Annotated in this window: 15 protein-coding genes and 1 pseudogene; 7 read left to right on the top strand and 9 right to left on the bottom strand. The window is 49.0% G+C overall.

The genetic code is table 11. The features are described 5' to 3' along the window. The first annotated feature begins 101 nt into the window (after positions 1-101). From glnL to HEM79_RS20550, 3 genes are all read left to right on the top strand, one after another. Positions 102-1,151, top strand: coding sequence for a nitrogen regulation protein NR(II) (gene glnL / locus HEM79_RS20540; RefSeq protein WP_000190576.1), 1,050 nt, complete (start codon positions 102-104; stop codon positions 1,149-1,151). A gap of 11 nt (positions 1,152-1,162) precedes the next feature. Continuing rightward, positions 1,163-2,572 carry a nitrogen regulation protein NR(I) gene (gene glnG / locus HEM79_RS20545; RefSeq protein ID WP_176241916.1) on the top strand — a complete coding sequence of 470 codons (1,410 nt, stop codon included), beginning with the start codon at positions 1,163-1,165 and terminating at the stop codon, positions 2,570-2,572. Between the two features lie 111 nt (positions 2,573-2,683). Next, a complete protein-coding gene (locus HEM79_RS20550; RefSeq protein ID WP_000893993.1) occupies positions 2,684-2,794 on the top strand; it encodes a YshB family small membrane protein in 111 nt (36 codons plus the stop codon). Positions 2,795-3,018: 224 nt separating this feature from the next. Here the strand turns inward: HEM79_RS20550 and hemN are convergent, their stop codons facing one another. The 3 genes and pseudogenes from hemN to HEM79_RS20565 all read right to left on the bottom strand — a co-directional run bounded on the left by hemN (position 3,019) and on the right by HEM79_RS20565 (position 5,436). Continuing rightward, a complete protein-coding gene (gene hemN / locus HEM79_RS20555; protein ID WP_176241917.1) occupies positions 3,019-4,392 on the bottom strand; it encodes an oxygen-independent coproporphyrinogen III oxidase in 1,374 nt (457 codons plus the stop codon). A gap of 188 nt (positions 4,393-4,580) precedes the next feature. Further along, positions 4,581-5,090 (bottom strand): Der GTPase-activating protein YihI, encoded by a 510-nt coding sequence (yihI, locus tag HEM79_RS20560; RefSeq protein ID WP_010348274.1) that lies wholly within the window; start codon positions 5,088-5,090, stop codon positions 4,581-4,583. Between the two features lie 118 nt (positions 5,091-5,208). Then, a pseudogene (locus HEM79_RS20565) lies at positions 5,209-5,436 on the bottom strand (hypothetical protein). A 234-nt stretch (positions 5,437-5,670) separates the two neighbouring features. Between HEM79_RS20565 and yihA the strand changes: the two are divergent. Next, positions 5,671-6,303: a ribosome biogenesis GTP-binding protein YihA/YsxC gene (gene yihA, locus HEM79_RS20570; RefSeq protein WP_000183348.1), complete on the top strand. Its 633-nt coding sequence runs from the start codon at positions 5,671-5,673 to the stop codon at positions 6,301-6,303. A gap of 172 nt (positions 6,304-6,475) precedes the next feature. On the opposite strand, the gene HEM79_RS23195 is transcribed toward yihA, so the two are convergent. Both HEM79_RS23195 and polA read right to left on the bottom strand, forming a co-directional pair. Then, on the bottom strand, positions 6,476-6,523 hold the full coding sequence (locus HEM79_RS23195; RefSeq protein ID WP_071892919.1) for a spot 42 RNA, inhibition of DNA synthesis: 48 nt from the start codon (positions 6,521-6,523) through the stop codon (positions 6,476-6,478). A gap of 165 nt (positions 6,524-6,688) precedes the next feature. Then, positions 6,689-9,475 (bottom strand): DNA polymerase I, encoded by a 2,787-nt coding sequence (gene polA, locus HEM79_RS20575; RefSeq protein ID WP_176241918.1) that lies wholly within the window; start codon positions 9,473-9,475, stop codon positions 6,689-6,691. A gap of 363 nt (positions 9,476-9,838) precedes the next feature. Here polA and HEM79_RS20580 point away from each other — a divergent pair, with 363 nt between their 5' ends. Next, positions 9,839-10,771: an acyltransferase gene (locus tag HEM79_RS20580; RefSeq protein WP_176241919.1), complete on the top strand. Its 933-nt coding sequence runs from the start codon at positions 9,839-9,841 to the stop codon at positions 10,769-10,771. Positions 10,772-10,810: 39 nt separating this feature from the next. Here HEM79_RS20580 and HEM79_RS20585 read toward each other — a convergent pair whose 3' ends face one another. The 4 genes from HEM79_RS20585 to HEM79_RS20600 all read right to left on the bottom strand — a co-directional run bounded on the left by HEM79_RS20585 (position 10,811) and on the right by HEM79_RS20600 (position 14,371). After that, positions 10,811-12,241, bottom strand: coding sequence for a DUF945 family protein (locus HEM79_RS20585; RefSeq protein ID WP_176241920.1), 1,431 nt, complete (start codon positions 12,239-12,241; stop codon positions 10,811-10,813). A gap of 154 nt (positions 12,242-12,395) precedes the next feature. Beyond that, complete coding sequence (gene dsbA, locus HEM79_RS20590; protein ID WP_000725344.1) at positions 12,396-13,022, bottom strand: thiol:disulfide interchange protein DsbA; 627 nt, start codon at positions 13,020-13,022, stop codon at positions 12,396-12,398. A 16-nt stretch (positions 13,023-13,038) separates the two neighbouring features. Then, on the bottom strand, positions 13,039-14,025 hold the full coding sequence (gene srkA, locus HEM79_RS20595) for a stress response kinase SrkA (protein WP_176241921.1): 987 nt from the start codon (positions 14,023-14,025) through the stop codon (positions 13,039-13,041). Between the two features lie 76 nt (positions 14,026-14,101). Then, entirely contained in the window at positions 14,102-14,371 is a 270-nt protein-coding gene (locus HEM79_RS20600; RefSeq protein WP_001295263.1) for a YihD family protein, read from the bottom strand. A gap of 69 nt (positions 14,372-14,440) precedes the next feature. Between HEM79_RS20600 and mobA the strand changes: the two genes are divergently transcribed. Together mobA and mobB are read left to right on the top strand one after the other, a co-directional pair. Next, a complete protein-coding gene (gene mobA, locus HEM79_RS20605; protein ID WP_176241922.1) occupies positions 14,441-15,025 on the top strand; it encodes a molybdenum cofactor guanylyltransferase MobA in 585 nt (194 codons plus the stop codon). Beyond that, positions 15,007-15,534: a molybdopterin-guanine dinucleotide biosynthesis protein MobB gene (gene mobB / locus HEM79_RS20610; protein WP_176241923.1), complete on the top strand. Its 528-nt coding sequence runs from the start codon at positions 15,007-15,009 to the stop codon at positions 15,532-15,534. Before mobA ends, mobB begins: the two co-directional genes overlap by 19 nt. The last annotated feature ends 68 nt before the right edge of the window (positions 15,535-15,602 follow it).

The raw sequence follows: 15,602 nt of genomic DNA on the forward strand, positions 1-15,602 counted from the left end.
CATGGGCTTTTTTCTCCGTCATTTCTCTGATGCTTCGCGCTTTTTATCCGTAAAAAGCTATAATGCACTAAAATGGTGCAACCTGTTCAGGAGACTGCTTTATGGCAACAGGCACGCAGCCCGATGCTGGGCAGATCCTCAACTCGCTGATTAACAGTATTTTGTTAATTGATGACAATCTGGCGATACATTACGCCAACCCCGCCGCGCAACAACTGCTCGCCCAAAGCTCCCGCAAATTGTTCGGTACTCCGTTACCGGAACTGTTGAGCTACTTCTCATTAAATATCGAGTTGATGCAAGAAAGTCTGGAGGCGGGGCAAGGGTTTACCGATAACGAAGTGACGCTGGTGATTGACGGGCGCTCACATATCCTTTCTGTGACGGCTCAGCGTATGCCAGATGGCATGATCCTGCTGGAGATGGCACCAATGGATAATCAGCGCCGCTTAAGTCAGGAACAGCTACAGCACGCCCAGCAGGTAGCTGCCCGCGATTTGGTACGCGGCCTGGCGCATGAGATTAAAAATCCGCTTGGCGGTTTACGTGGCGCGGCGCAGCTGCTCAGCAAAGCGTTGCCCGATCCATCGCTGCTGGAATATACCAAAGTGATTATCGAGCAGGCGGACAGATTACGTAATCTGGTCGACCGTCTGTTGGGGCCGCAACTGCCTGGCACACGTGTTACCGAAAGTATTCACAAGGTGGCAGAGCGCGTAGTGGCGCTGGTATCGATGGAACTGCCGGGTAACGTGCGGTTGATTCGTGATTACGACCCCAGCCTGCCGGAACTGGCGCACGATCCGGATCAAATTGAACAGGTATTGCTGAATATTGTGCGTAATGCGCTACAGGCACTGGGACCGGAAGGCGGCGAAATTATTCTGCGTACCCGCACCGCGTTTCAACTGACCTTACACGGCGAGCGTTATCGGCTGGCGGCGCGAATTGATGTAGAAGACAACGGGCCAGGTATCCCACCTCACTTACAGGATACGCTGTTTTACCCGATGGTCAGCGGTCGCGAAGGCGGCACCGGGCTTGGCTTATCCATCGCCCGTAATTTGATTGATCAGCATTCAGGCAAAATTGAATTTACCAGTTGGCCAGGTCATACCGAGTTCTCGGTTTACCTGCCTATCAGGAAATAAAGGTGACGTTTATGCAACGAGGGATAGTCTGGGTAGTCGATGACGATAGTTCCATCCGTTGGGTGCTTGAACGTGCGCTCGCTGGGGCGGGTTTAACCTGTACGGCGTTTGAGAACGGCGCAGAAGTGCTGGAGGCGCTGGCGAGTAAAACGCCGGATGTATTGCTTTCAGATATCCGTATGCCCGGAATGGACGGGCTGGCGCTGCTCAAACAGATTAAACAGCGCCATCCGATGCTTCCGGTCATCATTATGACCGCGCACTCGGATCTGGATGCCGCTGTCAGCGCCTATCAACAAGGGGCGTTTGATTATCTGCCCAAACCGTTTGATATCGACGAAGCCGTCGCGCTGGTTGAGCGCGCCATCAGCCATTACCAGGAACAGCAGCAGCCGCGCAATATTCAGCTTAACGGCCCGACGACCGATATCATCGGCGAAGCGCCAGCCATGCAGGACGTGTTCCGAATTATTGGTCGGCTTTCGCGTTCTTCGATTAGCGTGTTGATCAATGGCGAGTCCGGCACCGGTAAAGAGCTGGTCGCTCATGCCCTGCATCGCCACAGCCCGCGAGCCAAAGCGCCGTTTATCGCGCTGAATATGGCGGCTATCCCAAAAGATTTGATCGAATCAGAACTGTTTGGTCACGAAAAAGGCGCGTTTACTGGTGCCAATACCGTTCGCCAGGGGCGTTTTGAACAGGCCGATGGCGGTACGTTATTTCTCGACGAAATTGGCGATATGCCGCTGGATGTGCAGACGCGTTTGCTGCGCGTGCTGGCAGACGGTCAGTTTTACCGCGTTGGCGGCTATGCGCCGGTGAAAGTGGATGTGCGTATTATTGCCGCGACTCACCAGAATCTCGAACAGCGGGTGCAGGAAGGCAAGTTCCGTGAGGATCTTTTCCACCGCCTGAACGTTATCCGTGTTCATCTGCCACCACTGCGCGAGCGTCGGGAAGATATTCCCCGCCTGGCGCGCCATTTTTTGCAGGTTGCCGCGCGCGAATTGGGCGTAGAAGCGAAGTTGCTGCATCCGGAAACCGAAGCCGCGCTGACGCGTCTGGCATGGCCGGGGAACGTGCGCCAACTGGAAAACACCTGTCGCTGGCTAACGGTGATGGCCGCCGGACAGGAAGTGTTGATTCAGGATTTGCCCGGCGAACTGTTTGAATCTACTGTTCCGGAAAGTCCTTCCACTATGCAGCCGGACAGTTGGGCAACGTTGTTAGCGCAATGGGCAGATCGGGCGCTGCGTTCCGGTCATCAAAACCTGCTTTCTGAAGCGCAGCCAGAGCTGGAGCGGACGTTACTAACTACTGCTTTGCGACATACGCAGGGGCATAAACAGGAAGCAGCGCGACTGCTTGGTTGGGGACGTAACACCCTGACACGTAAGTTAAAAGAGTTGGGGATGGAGTGATTCACGGCTGGTGTGTAAAGATTGATTATTGAGCGCAAATTGCTGTTATTTTGCGCTTTACTGTTCTGATAAGTTCAGTATGATCTTGCCCGGAAAACGGGGGAAGTCATTATGCTGGAATCAATAATTAATCTGGTATCGAGTGGCGCAGTTGATAGCCACACACCGCAAACTGCCGTTGCGGCCATCCTGTGTGTCGCGATGATTGGGCTGTTTAGCTGAAGCTCGTTATAGACTGCTGAGTAGCCAATGCGAGCCTGATTGTCTCCCTGAAAGGCAAGAGAGCCAGAGTGAGGGTCATTGTTCGCATCGATGCCGACATGTTCCCCTCACCCTAACCCTCTCCCCAATGGGGCGAGGGGACAGTTCGCATTCTTTTGTGAGGTTTGTCATCAATCTCATGGCGCTTCGTTTATCATCCTTATAAACGAAGCGCCATTCACTATTTAAATCACCCGTGAGAACTGCTGCATCCGCGCTTTCTGGCGCAGATAAGTATCGAAGCACATGCAAATGTTGCGGATCAGCAAGCGGCCTTTCGCCGTCACCTGAATCCCCTTCTCATTGACATCCACCAGCCCATCTTTTGCTAACGGGGCGAGCAGCTTGAGATCTTCCGCAAAGTAATCAGCGAAGTGCAAATCCCACTGTTGCTCAATGGGGGCGTAATCCAGACGGAAATTGCAGATCAGAGACTTAATCACATCGCGGCGAATACAGTCATCGCGCGTTAATGCAATACCGCGCCACAGCGCATTGCCTTGTTCATCCACCTGCTGATAGTACTGCTTCAACTCTTTCTGGTTTTGCGCGTAGCAGTCGCCAATCATGCTGATGGCTGAAACGCCCATCCCCAGCAGGTCGGTATCCCCCTGAGTGGTGTAGCCCTGGAAATTACGATGCAGCACGCCTTCACGCTGAGCCACAGCCAGCTCGTCATCCGGGCGGGCAAAGTGATCCATACCAATAAACTGATAGCCCGATTGCGTCAGGAAGGCGATGGTTTCTTGCAGAATATCGAGTTTCTGTTGCGGGCTCGGCAGGTCAGCATCTTTGATTTTACGCTGAGCAGCAAAAATGGTCGGCAGATGCGCGTAGTTAAAGACACTCAGACGATCGGGGTTAAGTTCCGCTACGCGTTTCAGGGTAAAAGCGAAACTCTCCGGCGTCTGTTTCGGCAGGCCGTAAATCAGGTCAATGTTGGTGGAGGTAAAGCCAATCTCACGCGCATGGTTAAGCAGCGCAAAGATGAACTCTTCATCCTGCTCGCGATTGACCAGACGCTGTACTTCTTTGTTGAAGTCCTGCACGCCCATGCTCAGACGGTTAAAACCTTCGGCGCGTAAATGATCGAGTACATCCAGTTCGATTTCACGCGGATCGACTTCGATCGAGATTTCCGCGTCGGCATTGAACTGGAAGTTTTCCCGCAGCAGCTTCATCAGGCGGCTGATTTGCGTTTTATTCAGATACGTCGGCGTACCGCCGCCCCAGTGCAACTGACTAACGTGACGCCCGGCAAACAGCGGTGCACGATGAACGATTTCTTGCTCCAGCGCGTCCAGGTATTGGTCAGCCTTGTGCTGCTGGCGTGTGACAATCTTATTGCAACCGCAGAAGTAGCAAAGCTTGTGGCAGAACGGGATATGTACGTAGAGAGATAATGGACGCTCAGGATAGCGCGCCACGGCTTGTAAAAACGCCTGTTCGCCGAAGTCTTCTGAAAACTCCAGCGCGGTCGGGTACGAGGTGTATCGTGGCCCGGAATAGTTATATTTCTGGATCAGGGCCAGATCCCAGTCGATTTGCTGTACAGACATGCTCACTCCTTCCGATGGCGTCTCTGGCGGCTACGGCGTACCGACGGATGCCCGGTTCGGGTCATCAGCCGGTTGCGCAGCCACTTTTGTCGCCGCGACAACCGTTGTAGTTTAACGAATAACCACACCAGATAACATATAACCGGAAGGGTTATCAGCAGAACGGGAAGGCCCACGGTGGCAATCCGTTAGTTGCCCCGCAGCAGACGCATCATGTCTTCTTGCTTCTCGTCTTCTTCCTCTTCTTCATCGTCGTCATAAGAGAGGCCGAGTTTCTGCATCAACTCATCAATACGATCCAGTTTGGCATCAACCCAGGATTGCTCTTCGGCGCTCAGGGTTTCGCCTGCTTCCAGACGTTCCAGCAGCGCATCCAGACGCTCATCCGTTTCCAATAACTCCAACTCCGCCTGCGGTGAAAGCATAGGTTTCTCACTCTTCGGTTTGTGCTGTTTGGTGACTTTTTCAGTCACACCCAATGGAATAGGGGTTTTACTGCCAATACGTGGATCTTTCGGTGCGTTCTGGCCTTTGTTGCCTGATGTAGTGTTACCGCCCGCTGCGCGGCTGCCCGGCGCATGACCACGGCGTTTTTTCTGGCGCTTGCGGTCACGAGCTTCCTGATCCAGCTCCTCGCGTGTTTTTCGACGCGCTTTTGCGTGACCTTTGCTGCGTGAGTTTGAAGATGATGGTTTCATAATGATTCGTCTTTTTGCCGTTTTATTCAGTATAGATTTGCGGCGGAATCTAACAGAAAGCAAGCAAAGAAAAAAGGCGACAGATTACTCTGTCGCCTTTTTTCCTGACTCATAACCCTTAACGGGTCTTACAATCCTTGCAGGCCGCCAACACACCCTGTTTTTCCATTAGCCAGAACATTCCGTGTTGATTCCATTTCCGTTTAATTACGTCTCCGGACGTTTGTCTTCCTGACAATCCTCTGTCTTCGCCTCCTGGCGCTCCTGACCCTCATCCTGAGTCATCTTCCTGTTAGCGTCCTCGCTCTATGGGTGCTACTTTACGCTTCTGCGCTAAACAAACAATAAACTATCATCAGTATTTTCTCATTTTCAGATTATTGTATAAAACTAATCACATGATTTATTTGACCTATTTGACATGCATCGCAGAATTTTCTCTTCGATTTCGCATAAAGATGATCGGCAATGTCTCACAAAGCATGTGGCTTTTACTTACACCATGTCCCCCGAAAAATCCGTCTTTTATTGTGGTTCAGGTATAATCGCTGAAAAGCTTTGACTGACGGAGACGACCGCTTTGACTAATTTGAATTATCAACAGACGCATTTTGTGATGAGTGCGCCTGATATTCGCCACTTACCTTCCGATACCGGGATCGAAGTGGCTTTTGCAGGCCGTTCCAACGCAGGTAAATCCAGCGCGCTGAACACGCTGACTAACCAGAAAAGCCTGGCTCGTACCTCGAAAACACCAGGGCGCACCCAGCTTATCAACCTGTTTGAAGTGGCTGATGGCAAGCGTCTGGTTGACTTGCCTGGCTACGGTTATGCGGAAGTCCCGGAAGAGATGAAGCGCAAATGGCAGCGCGCGCTCGGCGAATACCTCGAAAAACGTCAGAGCCTGCAAGGTCTGGTGGTACTGATGGATATTCGCCATCCGCTGAAAGATCTCGATCAGCAGATGATTGAGTGGGCGGTGGACAGCAATATCGCCGTGTTGGTGCTACTGACCAAAGCGGACAAACTGGCGAGCGGTGCACGTAAAGCGCAATTGAATATGGTGCGTGAAGCGGTGCTGGCATTTAATGGTGATGTACAGGTAGAGACTTTCTCTTCGCTGAAGAAACAAGGTGTGGATAAGCTGCGTCAGAAGCTGGATACCTGGTTTAGCGAAATGCAGCCCGTCGAAGAGAATCAGGACGGCGAATAATTTTCTTTCCCCGGTGCCGGATGCAGCTTAAATGCTTTGTCTGGCCAGGGTCTTCAAAATATTGCGACTCACGCCGTAAATCTGATAAGCGTTATGCATCAGGCAATTCAGATCTTTTCTCTCGCCCAATAAAAAACGCCCCAGTCATTACTGACTGGGGCGGCTAAAAAATTCAGCCAAATCCGATTACGTGAAGTAAAAGGTCTGAAAGATAGAACATCTTACCTCTGTACCCTACGCGAATAACTTTACTCTTTTTTGTTCAGTTCAGAAAGCATTTTTTGTAATTTTTTTTCAGTTGTTGCATAGGAATTTCTAATAGCCATCACAAAACGTGACAGCTTATGTTGCTTACTTACGAAAAAAGGGCATATTCAGGCGAATCTTAGTGCGCCTGATCCCAGTTTTCACCGCTTCCGACTTCCACCAGCAACGGCACATCCAGACGGGTACAGTTTTCCATCAATTGATGGATTTTCTTTGATACCACATCGAGATCATCTTTATGAACTTCAAATACCAGTTCATCGTGTACCTGCATGATCATACGAACGCGCGGTTGCTCGGCCTGTAACCATGCATCTACGGCAATCATAGCCCGTTTGATGATGTCGGCTGCGGTTCCCTGCATCGGCGCGTTAATTGCTGCACGTTCAGCCGCAGCACGACGCGCACCGTTGCTGGACTTGATATCCGGCAAATAGAGACGGCGTCCGTCCAGCGTTTCAACGTAGCCCTGCTCTTTCGCCTGTGCGCGGGTACGTTCCATATACTCCAGCACGCCCGGATAGCGTTCGAAGTAAAGATCCATGTACTTCTGCGCTTCTTTGCGCGGAATGTTTAACTGGCGCGCCAGGCCGAAAGCACTCATGCCGTAAATCAGACCAAAGTTGATTGCTTTCGCACTACGGCGTTGCTCGCTGGTGACGGTTTCTAGCGGCAAACCAAACACTTCTGCGGCCGTTGCCCGGTGAATATCTTTTCCTTCCGCGAATGCGGTCAGCAGGCCTTTATCTCGCGAGAGATGCGCCATAATGCGCAGTTCAATCTGCGAGTAGTCCGCAGAAACAATCACGTAATCCTGCGGCGCAATAAACGCCTGGCGGATACGGCGACCTTCTTCGTTACGCACCGGAATGTTTTGCAGGTTAGGGTCGGTTGACGATAAACGTCCCGTCGCGGTTACCGCCTGATGATAAGAAGTATGTACGCGCCCAGTTTTCGGGTTAATCATCAACGGTAGTTTGTCGGTATAGGTTGATTTCAGCTTCGCCAGACCACGATACTCCAGAATCACTTTCGGTAATGGATAGTCCAGCGCCAGCTCTTCCAGCACCTCTTCTGACGTTGACGGCGCACCACCCGGCGTTTTCTTCAGCGGCTTAATGCCCTGTTTTTCAAAAAGAATAGTTTGCAACTGCTTGGTTGAAGAAAGATTAAATTCTTCACCCGCAATTTCATGCGCTTTCTTTTCCAGCTCCGCCAGGCGCAGAGTGAGCTCTTCAGAATGATTGTGCAGAACTTTCGGATCGATCTTCACACCGTTACGTTCAATGCGTGAAAGCACCGGCACCAGCGGCATTTCGATATTCTCGAAGACGTTCAACGGCCCTTTGTGTTTCTGCAGATCCGGCCACATTTTCAGATGCAACTGCAAGGTGACATCTGCATCTTCGGCGGCGTAACGTCCGGCCTCTTCCAGGGCAATCTGGTTAAAGGTCAGTTGATTTTTGCCTTTACCGGCAATCTCTTCAAAAGTGATGGTTTTGTGCTTCAACCAACGTTCCGCGAGGCTGTCCATATCGTGACGCCCGGCAACGCTATTGAGAATGTAGGACTCCAGCATGGTATCAAAGGCAATCCCACGCAGCTCAATGCCGTAGTTCGCCAGAATACCGCGATCGTATTTCAGGTTTTGCCCGACCTTCAGCGACTTTTCATCTTCCAGCAGCGGTTTTAGCAACTCGAGTGCACGTTCGCGGGTGATTTGATCGGGCGCATCGAGATAATCATGAGCAACCGGAATATATGCCGCTACGCCTGGCTCGATAGCAAAAGAAAGCCCGACCAGGTTGGCAGAGATGTTATCGAGGCTGTCAGTTTCGGTATCAAATGCAAATACCGGCGCTTTTTCCAGCTTCGTAATCCATTCTTTCAGCGTATCTTCATCAAGGATAGTGACGTAGTTATCGTAAGAAATCACCGTTGCCACCACTTCTGGCGTTTCGTCGACAACAAGCGTTTCCTGCGGCTTCGCGGCAGGTTTAGCCCCTTTGGCCTGTAACCATTTGCCCGCCTCTACATCAGCACTCCAGCGTTTGAACTCATACTTTTTGAACAGCCCCAACAACTCTTCAGCCGCCGGTTGCTGCACTTCCAGTTGTTCACAGGTCAGCTCCAGTTCAACGTCGGTTTTAATCGTCGCCAGCTGGTAAGAGAGATAAGCCACTTCTTTGTTTTGCTCGAGCTTGGCCGCCATTGTTTTCGCACCACGGAAGCTTAGGCCAGCAATTTTTTCCGGCTCGGCATACAGCGTATCCAGCCCGCCAAGACCCTGCAGCAATGCCTGCGCGGTTTTTTCACCAACCCCCGGTACGCCAGGAATGTTATCGGAGGAGTCACCCATCAGCGCCAGGAAGTCGATGATCAGTTCTGGCGGTACGCCGTACTTATTCACCACCTCTTCCGGGCCGAGGATGGTGTTCGTCATGGTATTGATAAGCGTAATATTTGGCGTCACCAGCTGCGCCATATCTTTGTCGCCAGTGCTGATCAGCACCGGACGCCCGGCTTTTTCGGCTTCGCGCGCCAGAGTACCGATAACGTCGTCCGCTTCTACGCCAGAAACCGCCAGCAGCGGCAGTCCCATCGCTTTGACCATTGCGTGCAGGGGTTCGATTTGCGCTCGCAAATCGTCCGGCATTGGCGGGCGATGTGATTTGTAATGTTCAAACAGTTCATCACGAAAGGTTTTTCCCTTGGCGTCAAAGACCACCGCTGCATGTGTCGGTTTATATTGCATGATTAGACTACGCAGCATGTTGAGGACACCGTACATCGCACCGGTCGGCTCGCCTGCGCTGTTGGTCAGCGGCGGAAACGCGTGATATGCGCGATAAAGATAAGATGAACCATCTACAAGGATAAGTGGATTTTGGGGGATCTGAACCATAATGTCCGTGCCTGTTTATCAGATTATGGGTAAAGGATGCCACAGACAGGATGAAAACATGAGTTTTTCACCGCTTTTCGTGAAAATCTTTTGTAGATCTTCTGGATCGCTCGCAAATCGTCATGTGGATAACTTTGTGCATAAATTATTTACATCGCTTTTAATTTATTATCATGCTTTTTACAGCATGATGTTTATCTTTGTTTTTCATGCAGTTAAAAATAAAGCCATCCCTAATAATTGAGATAATAGGATTTCTTCTAATGTGGATAGATATAAATTATTTTTCTACTTCAGGATCATCCGTTATTTGGGGCGTTTTCTGCTAAAATCTGCGCCTTGCGCTTCTTTCGCGCACTGTCTATGGCTAACTTTTTGAATAAATTAATTATGACGAGAATACTCGCTACGATAACCCTTTTGCTGAGTATCGTATTGACCATTTTGGTTACCATTTTTTGTTCCGTCCCGATCATCATTGCCGGGATCGTAAAACTATTGTTACCTGTGCCAATGATATGGCGAAAAGTTTCACGTTTTTGTGATTTTATGATGTATTGCTGGTGCGAAGGACTGGCGCTATTACTACACCTTAATCCACATTTGCGATGGGAAGTTCACGGGCTGGAAGGGTTAAGTAAAAAGAACTGGTATCTGCTTATTTGTAATCACCGTAGCTGGGCAGATATTGTCGTACTGTGCGTGCTGTTTCGTAAGCACATTCCGATGAATAAATATTTCCTCAAACAGCAACTGGCCTGGGTGCCTTTTCTTGGCCTGGCGTGTTGGGCGCTTGATATGCCGTTTATGAAGCGTTATTCGCGCGCTTATTTGTTACGTCATCCGGAGCGACGTGGTAAAGATGTTGAAACCACTCGTCGTTCCTGCGAAAAATTTCGCCTGCATCCCACCACTATTGTGAATTTTGTTGAGGGTTCCCGCTTCACTGAAGAGAAACACCAGCAAACCCACTCAACATTTCAAAATCTTCTGCCGCCAAAAGCTGCCGGTATTGCGATGGCGCTGAATGTACTGGGTAAACAATTCGATAAATTGCTCAACGTTACGCTGTGTTACCCGGATAATCACCGTCAACCATTCTTCGATATGCTAAGTGGCAAACTGACCAGAATTGTCGTGCATGTGGATTTACAGCCTATTGCTGAAGAGTTGCATGGCGACTATATCAATGACAAAAGTTTTAAACGCCATTTTCAGCAATGGCTGAACTCACTGTGGCATGAAAAAGACAGGCTTCTGACGTCATTGATGTCATCGCAGCGCCAGAATAAGTAGCTTTTCTCGCCTCTGAATTAGCAGAGGCGAGATATTATATTAATGTGCAAAACGTCCGGCACGAGACATAAATTCTTCTTCGCTCATCTCCTGCCCGTTAAAAACAACTTTACCCGGTGTATAACGCAACTGCAGCGAGGCGGTATTGTTGTTAATCGTGATTAACTGAAACATCTGACCTAATGTCATCATCCCGCTGATTTGTTTATCCGCCCGCTTCTGGGCTTTTTCAGCATCCATACCTTCAGATAAATTAAGTTGTTTTGCTGTTTCTGTAACAACATTAAGCGGTAAAGCCACGTTTAAATTGAACGATTTGATATCTTTGTTTGTGGATGATGAAGATTTGGCTGGATCATCAATACTCAGATCCAGATTGGCGTTTAGTTCTCCGAGAGTATTTCTCCAGCTAACCGGTAATTTAATAACTGGCTCACTTTTTTGTAATAACGGTAAATACTCTTTGAACAATGCAGCATTCACTTCTTGCAGAGCAGCTTCATCGTTTGCTAACTCAGGGTGTGCAGCAAGCTGCTTCCGCATCGCAATGTTATACTGGATGATAAATTGGCGCACCGCTAAGGGATCAATAGATTCAGCAATCAATGACCACTCACCACTACCGAGTTGCTGATTCCCTTTTGTTAACTTATCAAGTTCGTAGGTCAGATTGACATTGATATAATCTTTATCTTTTACGCGATCTAGCCTGGTTTTTGCAACGAAAGCATCAATTTTGGCGATATCTTCACCGCGATTGATAATGTTAATCCGATTAAATTTTGACTCGCTTTCACCAACCGGAAATTTCTTTTCTTCTAATCGCGTCAGAGAATTAATGGTAAAACTCTTCGCCGTTACTTTGCTTATTGGCGATAATTTCAGGACAATATCTTCGACCTTACCTTCAATATCCAGGTTAGACAATGAACTATCATCACCATTAAAAGTAAACTGGCCTTCACCAAAGGAAAACTCTCCATACTCTGCAGGGGCAACATCTAATGTCGTGGAGAATGAGCCACCAAACGCGAATCGCAATTTCGCTTCAACGGGCGATTTATTTTTCGAGGCGATAAATAGCGGTTGTGTCAGTTCATTATTCACTAAGTTCACTTTTGCCGCTGCCAGTGCGGGGATGACATTACCACGCATTAACATTGTGATGGGTAACGGACCGTGCTCAACATCCACATCAAATGCAACTTTCTGGCCTGACTTGATATTGAAATCGGGTGCGCCGTTATCAAATGTAAGTTGCATTTGAAAACGGGAATTAAAAAAGCCTTTGTCAAATTTTTTATAACTTAACGTCATATCGTAGGCATGTTCACCTTTCTTTTTAGCATCGTTAAAATCTTTAATAAACTTTTCGACACCTGGCTGAATTTGCGTACCTGTATACCATGTGCCACCACCCCAGATAACGGTTAACGCAACAATGACACCTGTAACTGACTTACGTATCATATAAATATTCCCTGATAAAACAGCAAAACTTTGAATATCCACTTATGCTGAAATAATGTCCAGTAACAGGGTGCATTATCAGAATGTATTTATATTTATTAAATGATAAAAAAAGCCCGTGAATATTCACGGGCTTTATGTAATTTACAATGAATTATTTTTTCTCAGACAGATATTTTACTGTATCAGCATACTGCTGAACAAAAACATCCATATTGCTGGTATCCATACCCTGCGGATTCAGCTGATATTTACCGTTAACAAACATCGCCGGAACACCACGCAATTGCACGTCAGCTGCGGCTTTTTCCTGCTGAGCGACCAGAGATTTCACCACGAAGCTGTTCCACGCCGCGTCGTACTCTTCACCTTTAATACCTGCGTTGATAAATACATCGCGAATATCAGATGCAGAACGAATGGTCTGGGTTTTCTGTACGCCTTCAAACAGCGGAACAGTGACTTTGTCTTCCACACCCAGCGCCATCGCCACTGCCCATGCCTGAGTCAGTTCTTTGCCCAGATCCCCACCCATGAAGTTGACGTGGTATTTAGTCATCTTCACGCCTTCCGGCAGTTTTTTCTTCACGTTATCAGAAATATGCAGAACTTCTTCAAACTGATAGCAGTGCGGACAGAAGAAAGAGAAAAACTCCAGCACTTGCGGCGCGCCAGCAACCGGTTTTTCCAGGGTGGTGTACTGCTTACCATCTTCATACTGCGCCGCCGATGCGCTAAACGCTAAAACTAAACCAGCCAGCGCCAGCCAAATCTTTTTCATGATCTACTCTCTCCGATTAATACATAGGTGTTAATTGCAAAGGGGGTTCTTGTAGAACTTTTGCCTGTTCTATAAAAGTCGCCGTCTGTCGCAGCCAGTAATCTTCCCCGGTTAACCACGGGAAATTTTTCGGGAACGCGGGATCAGCCCAACGCCGCATTAGCCATGCAAGATAATAAACCAAACGCATGGCGCGTAAAGGTTCAATCAGTCCGATTTCAGCGGTGTCGAACTCGCTAAATTCTTCATAAGCTTCAATAATAGTTTCCAGTTGCATACGCTGCTCGGCTTTATCACCATTCAGCAACATCCACAAATCCTGAATAGCCGGGCCATTACGTGCATCATCCAGATCGACAAACATCGGACCATCGCGCCAGAGAATGTTCCCGGCATGGCAGTCACCATGTAGCCGCAGAACGGTGAAATCTTCCCGCCAGTGCGCTGTAACGGCGGTGATCAGCTCATCTGTCGCTTTCAGGAATGCCGCTTTCAACCCGGAAGGTATCAGCGTAGCGTCCTCAAACAGTTTACGTGGCTCAATGAGATATTCATTCAGGCCGATGGTCGGGCGATGGATAAAAAGCTGTTTGCGCCCCGTCTGGTGCATACGCCCCAGATAATGACCAACCGCTTCCATCTGATCGATATTATCAGCTTCGAACTGGCGACCACCGACGCTTGGGAAAACGGCGAAATAAAATCCCTGATGATTCAATAAAGTCTGACCGTTAAAGGCCACAGGTGCTGCGACCGGAACTTCATCGTTAACCAGCTGCAAGGCAAATTGATGTTCTTCGAGGATTTGATCGGCTGTCCAGCGTTCAGGGCGGTAAAATTTGACGACAAAACGTCGACGATCTTCGTCCTGAAATTGATAGACACGGTTTTCATAGCTGTTAAGCGGGGTAAGCCCGGAATCCACCCGGATCCCTTGCTCAAACAGAGCGTCCATGATGGTATCCGGGTGTAGTGTCTGGAAAGTAAAAGCGTTGTTGTTCATCCCATCATCCGGAAAACATTACGAATGATGAAGGATATCATTTCACGATGATTTTGGTCGCGCCGCTTACAAGCTTTTACTCTTTAATTACGCCGCGTGCGCGTAATAGCGCCGTTTTGAAGTCTTCTTCATAATCTTTCTGCAAACCTGGGATCACCGCATCTTTCGCGGAATCACGCATTTTCAAATGATAGATCAGAATGTCATCCGTCAAATCCGCCAGTTCGCCGTCAAAACCTGACTCTTTCGCCAGTTTCTGCAAAAATTGCAGCAGGTTAAGATCTGGCTCTTTTTGCCAGGCTGGCTGGAGGAGTTCAATAACTTCATTCAGACGTTTACATTTCATAGTGATGCTCCTTACTCTTGAGACAGACACGTTAGCAGGGTCAATCCCACAATAAAAGAGGCGATATCGGTGAATCTGATGACGATGATAACAGGCGTTGTGCTAGCAGGAGGTAAAGCCAGACGAATGGGCGGCGTAGATAAAGGATTGCTTGAATTAAATGGCAAACCGCTGTGGCAACATGTCGCTGACGCGCTTATGACGCAGCTGTCTCACGTCGTGGTTAATGCCAATCGCCATCAGGAAATCTATCAGGCAACCGGTCTGAAAGTGATAGCGGATTCTCTGGCGGATTACCCTGGGCCACTGGCGGGAATGCTTTCAGTAATGCAGCAGGAAAAAGGCGAGTGGTTTCTGTTTTGTCCGTGCGATACACCCTATATTCCCCAGGATTTAGTCTCCCGACTTAACCATCAGCGCAAAGATGCGTCTGTCGTGTGGGTTCATGACGGCGAACGCGATCACCCGACTATAGCCCTGGTAAACCGTGCTATTGAGCCATTATTGCAGGAATACCTGCTGTCCGGAGAGCGCCGGGTGATGGCTTTTATGAATCTTGCTGGTGGGCACGCGGTTGATTTCAGCGATCGCAAAGAGACATTTATAAACGTGAATACGCCAGAGGAGCTTGCCCGATGGCAGAAAAAACGATGATACCGTTACTCGCCTTTGCTGCGTGGAGTGGCACCGGAAAAACTACGCTGCTGAAAAAACTGATCCCGGCATTATGCGCCAGAGGGATCCGTCCGGGGCTGATTAAGCATACGCATCATGATATGGATGTTGATAAGCCAGGCAAAGATAGCTATGAGCTGCGCAAGGTTGGCGCGGCACAAACCATCGTTGCCAGCCAGCAACGATGGGCCTTGATGACGGAAACACCAGACGAAGAAGAGCTGGATCTACAGTTTCTCGCAAGTCGAATGGATACCTCAAAGCTGGATTTGATTCTGGTCGAAGGGTTTAAGCATGAAGAGATCGCAAAGATTGTGCTGTTTCGCGATGGGGCCGGACATCGACCGGAAGAATTAGTGATAGACAGGCATGTTATTGCTGTAGCCAGTGATGTGCCGCTTAATCTTGATGTCGCATTACTGGATATTAATGATGTTGAGGGGCTGGCTGATTTTGTGGTGGAGTGGATGCAAAAGCAGGACGGATAGGCAAGTGTAGGCTGGATAAGACGCGCCAGCGTCGCATCCGGCATTCTTTCTTCACCAGCGCAAAAAGG

The sequence above is a fragment of the Escherichia sp. 93.0816 genome, from assembly GCF_013368855.2.
GTDB lineage: Bacteria > Pseudomonadota > Gammaproteobacteria > Enterobacterales > Enterobacteriaceae > Escherichia > Escherichia ruysiae.

Coding starts and splice junctions, on each gene's coding strand:
- glnL (WP_000190576.1), top strand. CDS start 102: ATGGCAACAGGCACGCAGCCCGATGCTGGGCAGATCCTCAACTCGCTG.
- glnG (WP_176241916.1), top strand. CDS start 1,163: ATGCAACGAGGGATAGTCTGGGTAGTCGATGACGATAGTTCCATCCGT.
- HEM79_RS20550 (WP_000893993.1), top strand. CDS start 2,684: ATGCTGGAATCAATAATTAATCTGGTATCGAGTGGCGCAGTTGATAGC.
- hemN (WP_176241917.1), bottom strand. CDS start 4,392: ATGTCTGTACAGCAAATCGACTGGGATCTGGCCCTGATCCAGAAATAT.
- yihI (WP_010348274.1), bottom strand. CDS start 5,090: ATGAAACCATCATCTTCAAACTCACGCAGCAAAGGTCACGCAAAAGCG.
- polA (WP_176241918.1), bottom strand. CDS start 9,475: ATGGTTCAGATCCCCCAAAATCCACTTATCCTTGTAGATGGTTCATCT.
- HEM79_RS20580 (WP_176241919.1), top strand. CDS start 9,839: ATGGCTAACTTTTTGAATAAATTAATTATGACGAGAATACTCGCTACG.
- HEM79_RS20585 (WP_176241920.1), bottom strand. CDS start 12,241: ATGATACGTAAGTCAGTTACAGGTGTCATTGTTGCGTTAACCGTTATC.
- dsbA (WP_000725344.1), bottom strand. CDS start 13,022: ATGAAAAAGATTTGGCTGGCGCTGGCTGGTTTAGTTTTAGCGTTTAGC.
- srkA (WP_176241921.1), bottom strand. CDS start 14,025: ATGAACAACAACGCTTTTACTTTCCAGACACTACACCCGGATACCATC.
- HEM79_RS20600 (WP_001295263.1), bottom strand. CDS start 14,371: ATGAAATGTAAACGTCTGAATGAAGTTATTGAACTCCTCCAGCCAGCC.
- mobB (WP_176241923.1), top strand. CDS start 15,007: ATGGCAGAAAAAACGATGATACCGTTACTCGCCTTTGCTGCGTGGAGT.